Here is a 17,369-nt window from a genome sequence, read left to right on the forward strand (position 1 = left end):
GAGATTTTTAACAAGTAGGTTTCTCAAGTTGGTTTGCCTACAGGCTCGCCCGTTGCCTCCCAAGGCCCGCCAGGGGTTGAAAACCCCTGTCTAACAGCTAAAGTCAGTTAAAACTGAGATATTGCACCATTGTCAGCAACAGGCAAGATGCCTGTTCCACTAAAGATAAATTTTCTTGTGGAACAGGCATCTTGCCTGTTCACAAAAGGCTATTTGAGAATGGTGCAACATAGGAGTTAAAACTGACGGAAAAGTCTAGTATGTGTGGGTTTCAGTCCTCTTAAGAGGACTTTCGCTTTGAGACGGGGGTTTCAACCCCCGGCGGACTGAAGCGGAGGTTTTCAACCCCCGGCGGACTGAAGCGGAGGTTTTCAACCCCCGGCGAACTCAAATCTTGTCAATTCTAACTTTTCACGATCGCCCCAAAGTCAGCCAACACCCGCGCGTGATTCCGCAGCAAACCCAGTAAATTTAACCGATTTTGCTTAATTTCCGGGTCAGAATCCATCACCAAAACGCTTTCTGGCCCGTCGAAAAAGTTGCTGACAGTCGGAGCAATCTCAGTCAAACTATCTACCAACTGCTGGTAATCCCGAGTTTGTTTGCATAGCAGCGTTTGCGGCACTAACTGCACGACTGCATCATAGAAAGCTTGTTCAGACGATTTTTGAAATAACTCTGGTTTCACCGCATTTTTCGGTTCCAATTCTACTTTATCCAAATCACCTTGAGCCGCCAAACGAGTTGAACGATTTACTGTTTCGTAAATTAGATCCAAAGTCTGGTTATTGCGGATTTGTTGTAGGAAAAGTGCTCTTTCCCGTGCGTCTAACAAATCTCTCAATGCTCGTTCAGTATATTCGGGGTCGTTTTCTCCCAAAACTGCATTTACCAAATCATAATCTACATTCTTTTCTTCTTGCAACAAAGTCCGAATTCTTTGCAAGAAAAACTCGTATAACTGAGCCAGCAACTCCGCCGGTGTTTCGGGGCGCGCTGCGGTAAATTCTGCAACAACTTGTGCGAGCAACTGGTGCAAGTTGACTGGCAACTGAGCAGCCCAAATAATGTTAGTTATTGCATTAGCGGCCCGGCGCAAAGCGAAGGGATCGGATGAACCAGTCGGCAACATTCCCAAACCGAAGATGCTGACTAATGTATCTAATTTGTCGGCTATTGCGACAACTTGACCTGTGAGAGTTTGGGGCAAATTGTCGCCCGCACCTTTGGGCAAATAATGTTCAAAAATCGCTGTGGCTACTTCTTCCGATTCGCCACTTGCTAAGGCGTATTTCTGCCCCATGATTCCTTGCATTTCGGGAAGTTCGTAAACCATTTGGGTTACGAGGTCGGCTTTGCAAAGTAAGGCTGCTCTGGCTACATCAGCTTGCTCTTCCTCTGTGATTTGCAGTTGATTGACAATTAAACTGGCAATCTTGCACAGCCGATCGACCTTTGCGCGTACTGTCCCCAAATCTTCCTGGAAAGTAACTGTTTCCAACTTGGGCAAATAATCCTCTAGAGGCTTTACCAAGTCTGCTTTGTAGAAAAACTGGCCGTCTGCCAATCTCGCCCGCACTACTCGCTCGTTACCGGCGGCAATAATCGCGGCTTTAGCGGGGTCGCCGTTGGAAATTGTAATGAAATAGGGCAGAAGTTCGGGATAATCGGGGCTTTTGAGGATGGGGAAATACCGCTGGTTTGTAACAATAATTGTGGTGATTACTTCCGGCGGCAATATCAAAAAATCCTCGTCAAATTTGCCGACAACTGCGTTCGGCCATTCTACTAAGTCGGTGACTTCTTCTAACAAATCTTCGGTAATGTCGGCATAACCGCCTTGTTTTGTCGCTGCGGCTTCTACTTGTGCTTTAATTTGATTTTTGCGCTGGGTTCGATCGACCTCAACGCAAGCAGCCCGCAGACACTCGACATAATCCTCAGCTTGCGGAATCGAGACCCCTCCCAGGGCTGTAGGGGGCGTGTATAACACCCGGTGTCCTTGGGAAATACGATCGCTCTTGACCGTATCCGAACCACTCACCAATGTAATTGGCAGTACAGTATCATCTAACAGCGCCACCATCGATCGAATCGGGCGCGGAAACTTCAAATCTCCGTCGGCCCACCGCATAAATCTTTTGCCTTCTAACTTGTTAATCCACTGCGGCACAAGTTCTGTCAAAATATCCGCTGTCATCCGCCCCGGAATCTTTTTGAGCACAAACACAAAATCGCCTTTATCGGTAGCGCGAACTTCCAAAGCATCAATTTCTACGCCCTGCTTTTTCGCAAAACCTTCCGCTGCTTTCGTCGGTTTGCCATCTTTAAAAGCCGAACTTGCGGGCGGCCCTTTTACCTCTTCTTCTCTATCTAATTGCTGAACTGGCAGCCCTTTCACTAGAACGGCCAAACGCCTCGGAGTAGCGTATACATTAATAGAGTCATTTGTCAAGGATTCTTCTGCCAGCGTTGCAGGTACAAGTCGCTGCCACTGCTGGGCGCTGCCTGAGACAAAAGATGCGGGCAATTCTTCTGTACCGAGTTCTAATAAAAAGTTAGGCATATCGCACCGTAATGGAATTTTGTTTAGGGTAATTTAAGGTAATTTATCCGATCGCGCGTTGGCGAAGCCCTCGAAGAGGATCGTATATCTGAAAAATACTCAAAAATCCAGGATACCACGTAAAATCGGGGGTGAAAGACAATATTCTCGGCAGCCCATGACCTTGGCCCAAAGACTAGGACAAGATTGGAAGTCTCGACTCGAACAAGATTGCCCGCAGGAGAGTTCTAGCACTCGCGAGAGTGTTGTCCGCTGGCTGTTGGGAGACAAGCCCGAAAGATTTGACACTCTTAGCCCAACTCAATTGTCTGTCGCCTCCGGCGCGATCGACTTTTTATATCGAATTTTGATTTCTCGGTATCTGGGAGTACCCCCAGAAAAAGCTTACCGCAACTTGATCGGGCGGCTCGGCGGTTTGGTTGTGCTCCGGCAAAAAATCCAAGCGTGGGTTTCCCTGAGTCGCGACAGACAGCGGAGTGCGGTGGAGGTACTACAAGAAGTGATTCAGGAAATGCTCAATTCCGATCGCTACCTGCAGCAGCAAGTCGCCTGGATTGCCGAATGCACCTCAGACAGACGCCTGCGAAATGCTTTGCTGCTAGCGAGCACAGAAGAATACTGCTTGCGGCCGATCCGCAACCAGCCGCTGCTGGTGTACCGTTTTGTCAACTACCTGCGGCGTGCCCAGCGCGGGGGGTTGACCCAAGTGCCTGCGGGAGACTGGGTGCGGCTGGTGTCGGAACAGGTTCTACCCGACGATACAGACGAACCGCTCAGCCTGCTAGACGAACAGGCGATGTCCGAGTATCGAGAAAATCAAGCTTGGGAAGAGCAGCAAACTCAGCGGCAGATTGTCCAAAAAGAATTTGAGAATTACTTGGCCGCTGAAGTCGATCCGCTGGCTTCCCGGTGGCTGCAGCTTTACCTCCAAGGTCGTTCCCAAGAGGCAATTGCCGAGGATTTGAAGGTTCCAATCAAGCAAATTTACCGTTTGCGAGAAAAAGTCAGTTACCACGCGATTCGGGTTTTTGCGGTCAAACAAGCACCGGAATTAGTCGCTAGCTGGCTGGAAACTTCGCTCAAAGAACACAGTTTGGGCTTGACTCCGGCTCAGTGGCAGCAATATTTACAAGACCTCACGCCGGTGCAGCGGCAGTTGGTAGAATCGCTGAAAGCAGGGAAAAGTGTAGAGACGATCGCATCTGAATTAAAGCTGAAAACCAATCAAGTCATCGGCGAGTGGAGCAAACTCTATTTAGCAGCTCAATCTCTCCGCAACGAGTAGATTGGTAATGGGTGGCGGGCTATTGCTAATTGTTAATGGGCGGTAGCATTTTTCAGAATCCGCGCTACAAATCAATTCCCTCACAGCCACAGAGTTCTGCGAGTTTCCCCGTGGAAAACCGCGCGATGCCCTTTGTATCAATTCAGGTTAGATTAATCGGGCTCTTGTAGCGCTGCCGAGACGATCGCGCTCCGAGACGATCGCAGTCAACTCTCTGAGGTAAGATACTAGCAGCACGATCGACTTTTCAGGATTTTTTAACCAATCCTAAATTCAGCGGTGGCCCGTAAATCATCGGTTGTGGTGCATCTATAATACTTGTGCATTAAAGACATAATTCTGTCGTTGCTAGCCACGGGAATCAATTTCGGGCGATCGATGATAGTTGGTCTAGACTGCGCCAGTCATCATCTAGTTCTCAATCTTTTGGTAGAATTTGAGGCTGCAATACAGCAGGGAGAAAATTCTGGGACTAAGGATGTTTCTTTAATAAAAGCTTCCGGTTGTTAGGCCAATTCCTCCGTCAGGGAAGTTGCAGCGTTTAATTTTATCGCATCAGGTTGGTGCGTCGCGCTCGATCGCGCTTCCAACTACAAAGCAGCTAATGGTACATACATCTTCAACAGGCTCGGCAGCTACAATGGACTCCGATCGAATATTTCAACTAATCGACACAGTTGTCCCCTTTGAAGCTTGCCTTTACTATCAAGTTTTGCCTTTATCTCTAGAAGGTAATCGGTTTAAATTGGGCGTAGTCGATGCCCAAGATGACTCCGCCTTGGACTACGTGCAGCGGATTTTAGCTTACATGAATTGCTCAGTCACAACAGAGCCAATTGCCTCGGAAACTCAGCGCTCGATGCTCTCAGCTTACTTGCTGCACGGGAGCCAGCTTCGAGAACCCAGCCAGACAGAAACCGCAGCAGCCCCAACACCCAAAAATCCCCCACCAGCAATTTCAGGCCCCAAAGCAGAAACGCTGCTGTCTGTGCCAGAACCCTCGATGCCCGATCATGAGCAGTTTAAACCTGCTGGCGCCGAGGTTCCCCCGACACCGACACAGCTATCGGTTTTGAATGTCGAGGCCTTGCACTTGTCAAGCCCAGTCGAAGTTTTGGCAACTTTGCCCGCGCCCCAACTGCTGGAAGAATTGCTCGGTAGAGTGCTGCGAGAGGGTATCGGCCGCCTGTTTTTTGAGCGGCATCAGTCCCAAGGCCGGATTCTTTGGAGTCAAGACGGCGTTTTGAAATCGATGCTCGAAGGTATCGATATCGTCCTTTTCCAAGAGGTAATCGACGAGTTGAAGCGGCTGACAGATATGCCTGTTTGCCCGGTGGAACAGCCCCAACAAGTCGAAGTTGAGCGCATATATCAAAACACTCATTTGCTGTTGCGCTTGCGGGTAATGACGGTGGGTGGCAAGGAAGAAGCCACCCTGCAAGTTTTGCGGGGGGCAGCTTTGAGGTTTTACCAGCAGCAGCAGTTGTCTACTTTGAGTCGCGACGCGCTGCGGCTGGCCGAAGAATTGCAGCGGAAAGTGAATCAAATTCGCGATCGAACTCGCCTTTCTCCTGTGCCTTTAGAGGGGTTGCCCGCTTTGGAACAGGTGATTAGAAATGTTGACGACCAAATTGAAGCATTGATGCACGAACACAATCCCTAGCAGCCCTACTTAGCAAGAGATCACTGTTTTGAATTTTTTTTTTACTCATATCGTTTCCGGTTGTATCGGAATGATTTAACCGCAGAGGGCGCAGAGAACGCAGAGGGAGAGAATACAGAGAGGAATATTTCCGATGCTACCGGATTTGATATCACATCAAGTCCGGTCAATTAATAATAATTACGTTTGTAGTGAGGACTCAAGTCCAAGCGAGTTTTATCATAACTCAAGTTTTCACTACAAAACAATTTGATGGCAGTTCTGCCAGGTGCTATCTAGTCCGGTCGATTCCCTTCGCTTCGCTTCGCCCGAAATCAGGTAGGGGCGGGTTAACCAATAATATCTGCCAATAATTGACAATCTCAAAAACCCGCCCGGCCGGGATATTATGGTCAATCGATCGGACATAATATGACAGAAGATTATACCAGTTCCAAAAAAGAATGCAACTGTATGCCTGTACTCTAAGCCCTGGTAGTCATCAGTCATTCCCAATCTAAAATCTAAAATCTAAAATCTAAAATCTAAAATCTAAAATGCTATTAGCCGTGCTCGAAAACATCCTTGTACTGCAATAAATCCAAACTCACAAAAACGGGCAAACACTGAAAACATTGCTGTGCAATTTCCCAGCGTTCTTCTCGCTGCAACATAGCAGTCAACTTTTGTTTAGCGCTCAGCAAATAGCGGACATCATTAGCAGCATAATTTAGTTGATCGTCAGAAAGATTAGTCGCATTTCCCCAGTCGGAACTTTGAGATGTTTTATTTAATTCTACCTTTTCAAGTTCTAGAATTAATTCTTTCAATCCGTGTTTGTTGGTATAAGTTCTAGCAAGTTTACTAGCAAGTTTGGTGCAAAAAACGGGTGCAATATCAATACTTAAATTGTAACGCATTGTCGCCATATCAAAGCGCGCAAAATGAAATACTTTCTCAATATTTTCTGCTTCCATTAACTTCTTTAAATTCGGTGCGGCTGTCTGATCTTTGGCAATCCGCACCACTGCAACTTTACCTTCGGGATTGCACAACTGCACCAAACACAAGCGATCGCGCCACGGCATCAAACCCATTGTTTCCGTATCAACGGCGATCGCCGGCGCAGTCAAATAATAAGATAAGAGAGAATCGGGAATATCACGATCGCACACTTGAAAATCTGCAAATTCCATTATTAGTAATTGTTGACTGTTAACTGTTGACTGTTGACTGCCTTCTTCCCTCTTCCCTCTTCCGGCTTCCATCGGACTGACATCCGTTACATCCGTTACATCCGTTACATCCGTTACATCCGTTACAGAATCCGTTGCCGAACTTCCTTCTTCCTTCACTTTACCGGCTGCGAACAAAAAGCTGAGTAAAATAATACTCCCCTTTGGGATTTTTCGCAACCCCAATACCGGTCACATTAAACTGACCCTCCATATTCTTACGGTGGCCGTCACTTTTAATCCAACCCTCAACAGCATTGCGTACCGGGTCGCTGTAGCCCATATTGTAAGCAAGATTTTCAGCTACACTTTGATAAGGAATCGTAATTGCTTTCGCCCGCCCCTCAAATCCATCGTGGCTGAAACGTACTTTACCGTTAGCCATATTTTCGCTGTGAATTCTTGCTATCTGAGTGATTCGCGAATCGACACTCAGCGGCGGCAACTTTTTAGATGCTCGGTATTGATTTATCTGTTGGTTAACCGCTTTTTCTAAGTCAGTAATAGCACTCGAAGCAACATTAGTATTCATGGGAGTTTGTGGCAGCGATCGCGTAGGAATGGAGGTATCACACTTAGGCAGGATTGTCAACAATCCCAAGCCCATCAAAATCAAACCTTTGGACATGAAATCAAACGAAAAATAAAGTTAATTGTTACCCTTAGTGTCAACTTAATGCCAAAATTACTATGAGTATACCGTCTGACGATGAGCCTCTCGATCCCCCTCTAAATCTCCCTTAATAAGGGGGACAAAAGAACGCTTCCAGTTCCCCCCTTATTAAGGGGGGCTAGGGGGGATCTAGACTTCGATACAAACGAGAGAGACAAAGGATTTTAGTCTTAAGTTGACACCAATTAATTGCTACTAATTCCTACAGAGCGATCGCCCCAAATTCCGCTAACCTAGATATTCAGAACCTTCGCCACAGTGTTCACGTCTTTGTCGCCGCGTCCCGAACAGTTAAGCACAATGCGCGGATTGCCTGTTAGCTGCGGGCACAGAGTCTCCAAATAGGCGATCGCGTGAGAAGTTTCCAAAGCCGGAATAATCCCCTCCAACTGCGAAAGTCGCTGAAATGCTTCCAGCGCTTCTGCATCAGTTACGCTATAATATTCAGCCCTGCCCGCATCCTTCAAATAACTGTGTTCCGGCCCCACACCCGGATAATCCAAACCCGCACTAATAGAATGCGGCTCAATCACTTGACCTTCATTATCTTGCAGCAAATAACTCATTGCCCCGTGCAGAACTCCAACACTTCCCTTAGTCAAAGTAGCAGCGTGCTTATCCGTCTCCACACCTTCGCCCGCCGCTTCAATACCAATCAATCTGACAGTTTCTTCCCCAACAAACTCGTGGAAAAGACCCATTGCATTAGAACCGCCGCCGACGCAAGCTAATAAAATATCCGGCAAACCACCCCACTTTTCCTGACACTGAGCCCGCGTTTCTTCACCGATTACCGCATGGAAATCGCGTACCATCATGGGGTAAGGATGCGGGCCCGCTACAGAACCGAGAATGTAATGAGTTGTTTCGACATTTGTCACCCAGTCGCGAATCGCTTCGGAAGTCGCATCTTTCAGCGTTCCCGTACCTGCAGCCACCGGCCGCACTTCGGCTCCCATCAAGCGCATTCTAAACACATTTAAAGCCTGTCTTTCCATGTCGTGAACGCCCATGTAGACAACGCATTCTATACCAAAACGAGCGCAAACTGTGGCGGTAGCAACGCCGTGTTGACCGGCACCAGTTTCAGCAATTACCCGCTTTTTGCCCATACGTTTTGCCAGCAATGCTTGAGCTAAAGCATTGTTGATTTTGTGAGCTCCCGTGTGGTTTAAATCTTCGCGTTTGAGGTAAATTTGCGGGCCAGTTCCGTCTGCTTTAGCGTAGTGTTCGGTGAGGCGTTCGGCGAAATACAAAGGGCTGGGGCGGCCGACATAATCTTTGAGCAGTTGTTGGAGTTGCTGTTGAAATTCCGGTTCGCTGCGGTATTTGTGGAAAGCGGCTTCTAGTTCAAATAAAGCGGGCATCAGGGTTTCGGGGACGTATTTGCCACCGAATTTGCCGAATCTGCCGAGGGAGTCGGGGCGTTGGGCGCTGGTTTCGGTGGTGAGATGCAGGGGGGTGACTGTCATTTGATTTTAGATTTTAGATTTTAGATTTTTTAGATTGGCGGGTAAGCTAGAGGCGGGCGTGTCGATCGCGCGCTTAGTCGATCGTACCAAATTGCTTGGGGACTTGAGGCGATCGAACAAATTTCATTATAATTCCCTGAACCCTTGATGGGCTAATACAATAGGTATAATATCAGAGTCTAAACGAGCGATCGCCGCCTTACACCCAATCCGCTAAAACTAGAAATACCAGTAAAAAAAGTTCAAGCATCTTAACCTATGGCAGCATCCAAACGCAAAGATTCTGACAGCAAAACAACCGAGGGCAAACGAATAGTTTACTCCGAGTTTGGCAACGTTGACAACTCGGCCGCCCTCCAACGGGGAGTTGCCGAAGTTCCCCCCAATCAACAAAACCTCAAAATCGAAGCATCCCGAAAAGGACGCGGCGGCAAAACAGTTACAATCATCAGCGGCTTTCAGGAAAAACCCGAAACATTAGCAACTTTAGCCAAGCAGCTAAAAGCCCAATGCGGTACTGGCGGCACAGTCAAAGATAATGAAATCGAAATTCAAGGCGAACACAAGCAAAAGCTGCTAGAAATTATCACAAAATTAGGCTACAAAGCTAAAATTAGTGGAGGGTAAATTAGTCAATATTCCTCAGTGTATGGGCGGGACTGGTTTATGATATACTTAGTTTTAAACATAGATGGTTGGTAAAACCCGCCCCTACATCGCACAAATTATCTTGTCGCGAATCAACCAGAAATGATATTACCAATTACCGCCAATTTTTAATGTACACTCGACCTTTAGCTCGTTTAATCGAACAATTGCAGCGCTTGCCGGGAGTCGGCCCAAAAACAGCCCAGCGGCTAGCTTTACATATTTTGAAGCGACCGGAAGAAGAAGTGCAAGCCCTAGCTAAATCTTTGATTGATGCCAAACAGCAAGTAGGTTTCTGTCAAGTATGCTTTCACTTATCTGCTGACCCTGTTTGCGAAATTTGCCGCAATACCAACCGCGACACTCATACCATTTGTGTAGTATCAGAATCCCGCGACGTAATCGCTTTAGAAAAAACGCGGGAATACATGGGTAAATATCACGTTGTTGGCGGCGTTATCTCGCCGATGGATGGAATTGGCCCCGAACAATTGAACATTCAACCGTTAGTGCGGCGCGTCAGCCAGCAAAAGGTTAAGGAAGTAATTATTGCTATTAGTCCCAGCGTGGAAGGCGAAACTACTACTCTTTATATCGGTCACTTATTAAAACCTTTTACCCTAGTGACGCGCATAGCTTTTGGTTTGCCGATGGGGGGAGATTTGGAATATGCCGATGAAGTTACATTGGCTCGTGCTTTGGAAGGAAGGAGGGAGTTGGATTAGTTATAAGTTGTCCCGCATCTAAATTGTGTTTTCTGGCGGGCGGGACGCCCAACCCCTACTTTCCACAAGAACTTCATCGAGCTTAATCGCTCTTTTTTTACTCAAACGGAAGAGTTTTCTATTCGAGCCATTAGTTCTTCTATTGACAAATCCGGCAGTTGTGACAGCAATAGCGATAAATTTTCGGCCGACAATGCGAGCAAATTTGGGATGAGATTGACGGTGTTTACTTCTAATTGACCAAAGCGCTTTCTCAAGACATTTTCGGCGATTAAAGTTTGTACTTGTTGTCTATCTGCTTGGGCAATTGGCAATGTGGATAATTGCACTAACAACATAGTGAATTCACCAACAGGTAAAGCCGAGACCGAGGAAAACAAGGCAATTGTCTTAGCGTCTAACTCCCCAAATCTGACTTGCAGAAAGTTCTGCAAAATCAACCGCTGTGCTTCTTCTCTTCCTTCTTCTCTTCCTTCTTCTCTTCCTTCTTCTCTTCCTTCTTCTCTTCCTTGTTGTGTGGCCTGATCTATTTTTTGTTGTAACAGAGGTACGAGCGCCATAACTAACTCCTTATCTTCCTGATTTCCTGGGGCACTAGCTGCTAAATTTACTTGCAGATTCGCTTGCAGGTTGTACAATAATTCTAGCGTACTAGCTCGTAGGGGACTATCAACAGGCAATCTTGTTAATTCCGCGATCGCCCCTTGCTGTACTTTACCCTTACCTAAAATCCGCAACCACATCGTTTCTGGAACATTCGGTAGCTGGTGAATAGCTATCAATCCTACTCGCCAAACTTCCGATAGAAAATAAACCCCCCTCCCCCAACCTTCTGACTCTTCTGGAATCATAAAATTAAAGCTGCTTAACAAAGCCTCCGAAGCAGTGGGAGTCAGAATCCACAACCGGGGTAATTGCTGAGATTCTAAACGTTGCTCTTCTCGATTAGCACGGCGCAGTAATTCTGCCCTAGTATTTAAAAGTTTGACAACACAACTGAAAATATCCTCTGTATTGACGGCATTGCGAAATGGTTCGATCGCAGCCACAGTCGCAGTCATTTGACCTAACAAACCTAAATTCTCTACGTATTGAGGCGATACAGAAGTGGGTTTAAACCAGATATCAATTTCTCGAACTTGAGCAGAAACATCTTTACTTGTTTCTACTTCTCCTAGAGGTGACAATAACTCTCTTAGGTATTCTTTGGCAAACTGGTCATGGGGAAATTTAGTCATTCTTGGGAAGCACGTTATCCGAAAAAAACTAAATTAATTATATCTCATTTTAAAATAGTATTTATTGGCGATATCTTCTATGTTATACACCCAATATTTTAAAGGATTCAGGTATCAAAGTATTCGGTTTTTTGAGCCGTTGCTGACTTATTTAACCCAGATTTAGGATAAAATCTCAAATCCCAAATTGAGCTACTCTCCCCTGTCACTGCCGCGAAAGGGTAAACTGGACAAAGTTACCGAGAGTAGTAAAAAATCATGACCCAATTCGATCGACCTTTAAGCTACCCCACAACCCGCAAAATCGACCAAACAGACGACTACCACGGCGTCAAAGTATCCGACCCCTACAGGTGGCTGGAAAACCCTGACTCTGAGGAAACCCAAGCTTGGGTGGAAGCCCAAAACGCAGTCACTTTTGGCTACCTCAACGAAATTCCGGCGCGGGAAAAAATCAAACAGCGCCTGACTCAACTTTGGGATTACGAGAAATACGGCATACCTTTCAAAGAAGGAGCTCGCTATTTCTACTACAAGAATGACGGCCTGCAAAATCAATCCGTACTCTACACATTAACATCCCTCGACAGCGAACCAAAAGTATTAATTGACCCCAACACTCTCTCAGAAGATGGAACCGTTGCTCTGGGTGGGATAGCTATCAGCGAAGACGGCAAATACATGGCCTACGGTTTGTCAAGTTCCGGTTCTGACTGGCAGGAATGGAAAGTCCGCGAGGTGGCAACCGGCGAAGATTTATCAGACCATTTAAAGTGGATTAAATTCTCAGGAGCATCCTGGACTCACGACGGCAAAGGCTTTTTTTACAGTCGCTACGACGAACCCAACGAAAAAAGCAAGCACGAAGACGTTAACTATTACCAAAAACTGTTTTACCACCAAATCGGCACGCCGCAATCTGAAGACGTATTAATCTACGAACGACCCGACCAAAAAGAGTGGGGATTTAGCGGCGGCGTCACCGAAGATGGCAAATACTTGATTATCTCAGTTTGGCAGGGAACTGAAACCAAAAACTTGATTTTTTACAAGGATTTAACTGCACCGGAATCAACGGTTGTAGAACTGATTAGCGAATTCGAGGCTGAGTACAGTTTCATCGACAATGAGGGCTCTATTTTCTGGTTTCAAACAAACTTGAATGCACCGTTGGGCCGCGTAATTGCGATCGACACCAACAACCCACCTCCCTCATGCCTCGCTGGTGACGAAAGTCAAGAAAAATTCACAGAAATTATCCCCGAAGCAGCAGAAACCCTCGAAGGCATAGGCCTCCTGAACAATCAATTTGTCGCTTCCTACTTGAAAGACGCCTACACCCAGATTAAAATTTTCAACTTAGACGGCTCTTTCGTGCGAGAAGTTGGCTTGCCCGGAATCGGTTCGGTGGGAGGATTCGGCGGCAAGCGGCACGACACCGAAACCTTTTATGCTTACACCAGTTTTACTGCGCCAAACACCATTTATCGGTACAATATGGTGACAGATGAAAGTACGATTTATCGGCAGCCAAAGGTCGATTTTAATCCCGACGATTACGAGACAAAACAAGTATTTTACCCAAGCAAAGACGGTACGCAAGTACCCATGTTTATCACGCACAAGAAAGGCTTGCAGTTGGATGGCAATAACCCCACCTACCTTTACGGATACGGTGGTTTTGGCATCTCGCTAACTCCGAGTTTTTCTGTTAGCAGGATAGTGTGGTTAGAGATGGGTGGAGTTTATGCGATCGCCTGTTTGCGGGGAGGCGGCGAGTACGGCGAATCATGGCACGAAGCAGGTAAAAAGTTGAACAAGCAAAACGTGTTTGATGACTTTATAGCTGGCGCTGAATGGTTGATCGAAAACAAGTATACCAAACCTGCAAAATTGGCGATCGCAGGCGGTAGCAATGGCGGTTTATTAGTGGGGGCTTGCATGACTCAGCGGCCGGAATTGTTCGGTGCAGCACTGCCGGCAGTCGGCGTTTTGGATATGTTGCGCTTCCACAAATTTACCATTGGTTGGGCTTGGACTTCTGAATACGGTTCGCCGGAAAATCCCGAAGAATTTTCCACAATTCACGGCTATTCTCCCCTGCACAATCTCAAACCGGGAACGGCTTATCCCGCGACAATGATTACAACTGCCGATCACGACGATCGAGTAGTTCCGGCCCACAGTTTCAAGTTTGCTTCTGCCTTGCAAGAAATGCACGGGGGAGAAAAACCCGTGTTAATTCGGATTGAAACCAAAGCGGGACACGGTGCCGGCAAACCCACTGCGAAAGTTATTGAAGAATTGGCAGATGAATGGGCTTTTTTAGTGCGGGAACTCGATATTAACTAACGTTTAAAAAGCGCGGAATTGGGGGTGGCGCAGTCCGAGAAAGTGCGATCGCGCTACCCTCAATTTTTCCGCCTCTCCCGTAGGGTACGCACGCAGCACCAAGCATCTCACCCTAGTGTTTGAAAGAATTTTTTGCGCCTATCTCGCGTTGAATTCTCAAATCCTGCGATCGCTTCACTAAGCTGTTGTGCATCTAAATCGTGTTTTTTGTGCGGGCTTTCTGGCCCAACCCCTACTCCCCACAAGAACTTTATCAAATTTTAGTTCACAGTTTAAATGTGCAACAGCTTAGAGCTCTTGCAAAAATAACTAGGACGGGCTCTTCGGCCCATCCCACAAGAGTTATTTTTTCTTGTGGGGATGGGCCGAAGAGCCCGTCCAATAAATTTATGAAAAGGACTTTTGCAAGAGGTCTACTGCCTTTGGCGGCAGATACCCAAAAATTTAAATCATAGATTAGTGCAACTTGTCAACTCCCAGGGGGTGTTAACTTGCCTGATGCTATGTGAATTTTTGTATACTTTAGAGGTCTTTCTAAGATTTTTTTGCTATTATATTACGATAAGTAAACTTGACGGCGATGTCCATGAGTAACAGTAGTAAATAGAATTAAAAATTAAAAATTTTCCTATTCTGGGAAACCAATTTTCTAAGTTGACTTTAAGTTGACTTATACCAATTTTTTATGAGCCTGCATAGAATCCGATCCCCCCTAGCCCCCCTTAATAAGGGGGGGACAAGATTCCGCTCAAAGTCCCCCAACAATCAGGGGGATTTAGGGGGATCGAGATATGTGCAACTTCACATTAAATTGGTATTACGGTGAAGATTCAACAAAAAATTCTCCCTACAACCGTACTGAGAATCCACGCCGTACCGGAACCATTGCCTTTTTTTCAGCAAGGCGTCAATAATTAATTGGCGATCGCAATCTCCAAATTCTGGCATAGCGCCTTCTCAAATAAAAAGACTTGGCTAGCGCAGTCAAAGCCCGAAAACGCTGGCGTAGGAGTGACGGTGATTTGTCCTCCTAGCCACGCGCGATCGCCCGCTGCAGTCCCCATCCCATTCTTTCCTAAAATCTCAACCAAAAAAATACATAAGTAATAAATTATTTTTCTATAAATAATTTATTAAGATTTATATCTGGGTGTTTATTGAATTTTGTCAAGCTGATTAGGTTATAACTAATAGCTAAATCAGGAAATAATGACAATGATCTCCAATCTGCCGAATTTGTCTGCCGTAAAAATACCTAAATCTACGAAGATTGCCACTAAGAACAACTTTTTTTTTGAACAAGCAAGCTCTACAGCAGAACCGGACGCGCAAAAATCTCTAGTGATTGTTGACCCCCGAGTAGAAAACTACCAGCAATTGATCGGTGGTGTTAAAGCAGGAACGGAAGTATTTGTACTCAATCCTACTAGGGAGGCGATCGAGCAAATCACCGAAATTCTCGGTCAGCGCAACAGCATCACCAGCCTGCACATAGTTTCTCACGGCCGAGAAGCAGCAGTAGAAATCGGCCGGGCGGAACTTAATATTGATAATCTAGAAACCTACAGCAACCAATTGCAGCAGTGGGGAAAAGCCCTTAACGAATCCGGCAGCATTTTACTTTACGGCTGTAACATAGCCGCCGGCGAATCCGGCATTAAATTCATACAAAAACTCAGTGAAATAACAGGAGCAAATATTGCTGCTTCCAACAACCTAACAGGGAGTTCGGCATTAGGTGGCGACTGGAAATTAGAAATTGCCACAGGACAAATAAATACCGAACTAGCCTTTGAAAAAGAAGTCCTAGAAGCCTACACATCAGTCCTGGTTACCTTAGTTGCCGAAACCTTTGAAGGTTCAACAGCACTAGGGCCTTGGATTTATGGAACTAGCGACGCTTCATCAAACCCTCCTGGCTTAACCGCAGGCACCGGCCCCGGCATTATTCCCGGTGTAGTGGGAGGGCCCGTCGATCCAGTAGGCAGCGGCGCTTTGAGATTAACATCAGCAAATGGGAACCAAGCAGCTTTTGTCATCTACAACAGCCCCATCTCTTCCGCTGAGGGGCTAAAAGTTACCTTTAATTTATTTGCCTATGGCGGCAATACTGGTGCGGATGGCGTTAGTTTTTTCCTAATTGACGGAACAACTACGCCAACAGCAGCGGGAGGCTACGGCGGCGGTCTCGGCTATGCAACGATAAATAGGTCGCCCTTCACGCCTGGTATTGTAGGAGGTTATTTAGGTATCGGATTAGACGAGTATGGCAGTTTTTCCAATTCGTTGGAAGCGGGCATAGGTGGCCCCGGGCAGCGAGCTGATTCAATAGCAATTAGAGGCAGCGCAGCCACAGGATATAGATTTTTAAGTACCGCTACCGTTCCCGGCGGCATAGATAATCTTTCGGCAACCACTCGCACCGCTGCTAATGTAAAAAAAACAGTCCAAATTACATTACTGCCGGGTTCAAACAGTCTTTCAGTTGCTCTCGACGATAACGGCAACGGCGTATTTGAGACGAACGAAACTTTTATCACCATACCGGATTTGGTCACTGCAAACGGAGCACTACCGGCTACTTTGAAATTTGGTTTTGCTAGTTCGACAGGCTTGTTTACAAACATTCATGAGATTGCTAATCTCGCTGTCGAAACTATCAACCCTCCCGCACTTTCAGCCGACATTTCCGTTGCTAAAACAGGCCCCTCGTTCGCCATCCCCGGCAGCACCATTACCTATACAATTATTTCCACTAATACCGGAACCAGTAGCGCCGCAGACGTTAAGATTCAAGATCAACTGCCGGCAAACTTAACCTTCGTCAGCGCTGTCGATACCGCTGGCAATGGCGTATACGACCCTCAAAGGCAGATTGTCACCTGGCCGACGATTCCGACTCTGGCTAGCGGCGCTAGCACTACCCGCACCATAACCGCAATTGTCCCCGCAGCGACAGCGATCGGTACAACCATAACCAACACCGCCTTTAGCACCTCCAGCACTTACGACCCCCAACCAGGTAACAACAACGGTTCCCAACCCATCTCTCAAGCCCCAACTACAATTGTTGCTGCTAGTGCCGACCTCGTTACTACCAAAACCGGGACTGCGGCAGCAGCACCGGGTGAAAGAGTTACTTACACAATTTCGACAGTCAATAACGGCCCAAGCACAGCCGAAAACGTCACCGTTACCGACACCATCCTTCCGAATTTAACAGGAGTCATCCCCTCCAACGGCGGTGTCTACGATCCCGCTACAGGTATAGTCACCTTCGCGGCAGGCAGCGTCATCAACACCGCCACCGTCACCAACACAGTCAGCTTCATCGCACCTGCATCAGGCAGCGTCACCAACACCGCCAGAAGTACCTCAACTACCGCTGACCCCACTCCGGACAACAACGAAGGTACATTCACCACACCTCTGACACCTAGTGCCGACCTAGTTACCACCAAAACCGGGACTGCGGCAGCAGCACCGGGTGAAAGAGTTACTTACACAATTTCGACAGTCAATAACGGCCCAAG

The 17,369-nt window shown here is 46.8% G+C and carries 12 protein-coding genes; 6 read left to right on the forward strand and 6 right to left on the reverse strand.

Going from position 1 to position 17,369, the window contains the following annotated elements:
- Positions 1-403: 403 nt before the first annotated feature.
- Positions 404-2,566 carry a glycine--tRNA ligase subunit beta gene (glyS, locus tag QUB04_RS18035; protein WP_333286393.1) on the reverse strand — a complete coding sequence of 721 codons (2,163 nt, stop codon included), beginning with the start codon at positions 2,564-2,566 and terminating at the stop codon, positions 404-406.
- Between the two features lie 157 nt (positions 2,567-2,723).
- Between glyS and QUB04_RS18040 the strand changes: the two genes are divergently transcribed.
- Complete coding sequence (locus QUB04_RS18040) at positions 2,724-3,851, forward strand: HetZ-related protein 2 (protein WP_333286395.1); 1,128 nt, start codon at positions 2,724-2,726, stop codon at positions 3,849-3,851.
- Between the two features lie 604 nt (positions 3,852-4,455).
- Positions 4,456-5,514, forward strand: a complete 1,059-nt coding sequence (locus QUB04_RS18045) for an ATPase, T2SS/T4P/T4SS family (protein ID WP_333286397.1) — start codon at positions 4,456-4,458, stop codon at positions 5,512-5,514.
- A gap of 542 nt (positions 5,515-6,056) precedes the next feature.
- On the opposite strand, the gene QUB04_RS18050 is transcribed toward QUB04_RS18045, so the two are convergent.
- From QUB04_RS18050 to trpB, 3 genes are all read right to left on the reverse strand, one after another.
- The gene (locus tag QUB04_RS18050) at positions 6,057-6,689 is read right to left on the reverse strand and encodes a ribonuclease H-like domain-containing protein (RefSeq protein ID WP_333286457.1); all 633 of its coding nucleotides are present in this window, start codon (positions 6,687-6,689) and stop codon (positions 6,057-6,059) included.
- 160 nt (positions 6,690-6,849) lie between these two features.
- Complete coding sequence (locus tag QUB04_RS18055) at positions 6,850-7,356, reverse strand: CAP domain-containing protein (protein WP_333286399.1); 507 nt, start codon at positions 7,354-7,356, stop codon at positions 6,850-6,852.
- Between the two features lie 278 nt (positions 7,357-7,634).
- Entirely contained in the window at positions 7,635-8,873 is a 1,239-nt protein-coding gene (gene trpB, locus QUB04_RS18060; RefSeq protein ID WP_333085184.1) for a tryptophan synthase subunit beta, read from the reverse strand.
- Between the two features lie 258 nt (positions 8,874-9,131).
- Here trpB and QUB04_RS18065 point away from each other — a divergent pair, with 258 nt between their 5' ends.
- Both QUB04_RS18065 and recR read left to right on the forward strand, forming a co-directional pair.
- Positions 9,132-9,500, forward strand: coding sequence for a translation initiation factor (locus QUB04_RS18065; protein ID WP_333051370.1), 369 nt, complete (start codon positions 9,132-9,134; stop codon positions 9,498-9,500).
- Positions 9,501-9,652: 152 nt separating this feature from the next.
- Positions 9,653-10,246 (forward strand): recombination mediator RecR, encoded by a 594-nt coding sequence (gene recR / locus QUB04_RS18070; RefSeq protein WP_333036394.1) that lies wholly within the window; start codon positions 9,653-9,655, stop codon positions 10,244-10,246.
- A 101-nt stretch (positions 10,247-10,347) separates the two neighbouring features.
- Here recR and QUB04_RS18075 read toward each other — a convergent pair whose 3' ends face one another.
- On the reverse strand, positions 10,348-11,484 hold the full coding sequence (locus QUB04_RS18075) for a flagellar assembly protein H (RefSeq protein WP_333286401.1): 1,137 nt from the start codon (positions 11,482-11,484) through the stop codon (positions 10,348-10,350).
- Between the two features lie 258 nt (positions 11,485-11,742).
- Between QUB04_RS18075 and QUB04_RS18080 the strand changes: the two genes are divergently transcribed.
- Entirely contained in the window at positions 11,743-13,836 is a 2,094-nt protein-coding gene (locus tag QUB04_RS18080) for a prolyl oligopeptidase family serine peptidase (protein WP_333286403.1), read from the forward strand.
- A 914-nt stretch (positions 13,837-14,750) separates the two neighbouring features.
- Here QUB04_RS18080 and QUB04_RS18085 read toward each other — a convergent pair.
- The gene (locus tag QUB04_RS18085) at positions 14,751-14,900 is read right to left on the reverse strand and encodes a hypothetical protein (RefSeq protein ID WP_333286405.1); all 150 of its coding nucleotides are present in this window, start codon (positions 14,898-14,900) and stop codon (positions 14,751-14,753) included.
- Between the two features lie 151 nt (positions 14,901-15,051).
- On the opposite strand from QUB04_RS18085, the gene QUB04_RS18090 reads away from it, so the two are divergent.
- Positions 15,052-17,369: DUF4347 domain-containing protein (locus QUB04_RS18090; RefSeq protein WP_333286407.1), on the forward strand; the 2,318-nt coding region annotated here is incomplete at its 3' end.

Source organism: Microcoleus sp. D2_18a_B4, assembly GCF_036702475.1.
GTDB lineage: Bacteria > Cyanobacteriota > Cyanobacteriia > Cyanobacteriales > Microcoleaceae > Microcoleus.

Bases quoted from the DNA above. Each gene is read 5' to 3' on its own strand.
- QUB04_RS18065 (WP_333051370.1), top strand. From the start codon at position 9,132: ATGGCAGCATCCAAACGCAAAGATTCTGACAGCAAAACAACCGAGGGC.
- QUB04_RS18045 (WP_333286397.1), top strand. From the start codon at position 4,456: ATGGTACATACATCTTCAACAGGCTCGGCAGCTACAATGGACTCCGAT.
- recR (WP_333036394.1), top strand. From the start codon at position 9,653: ATGTACACTCGACCTTTAGCTCGTTTAATCGAACAATTGCAGCGCTTG.
- QUB04_RS18085 (WP_333286405.1), bottom strand. From the start codon at position 14,900: ATGGGGACTGCAGCGGGCGATCGCGCGTGGCTAGGAGGACAAATCACC.
- trpB (WP_333085184.1), bottom strand. From the start codon at position 8,873: ATGACAGTCACCCCCCTGCATCTCACCACCGAAACCAGCGCCCAACGC.
- QUB04_RS18055 (WP_333286399.1), bottom strand. From the start codon at position 7,356: ATGTCCAAAGGTTTGATTTTGATGGGCTTGGGATTGTTGACAATCCTG.
- QUB04_RS18040 (WP_333286395.1), top strand. From the start codon at position 2,724: ATGACCTTGGCCCAAAGACTAGGACAAGATTGGAAGTCTCGACTCGAA.
- QUB04_RS18050 (WP_333286457.1), bottom strand. From the start codon at position 6,689: ATGGAATTTGCAGATTTTCAAGTGTGCGATCGTGATATTCCCGATTCT.
- QUB04_RS18080 (WP_333286403.1), top strand. From the start codon at position 11,743: ATGACCCAATTCGATCGACCTTTAAGCTACCCCACAACCCGCAAAATC.
- QUB04_RS18075 (WP_333286401.1), bottom strand. From the start codon at position 11,484: ATGACTAAATTTCCCCATGACCAGTTTGCCAAAGAATACCTAAGAGAG.
- glyS (WP_333286393.1), bottom strand. From the start codon at position 2,566: ATGCCTAACTTTTTATTAGAACTCGGTACAGAAGAATTGCCCGCATCT.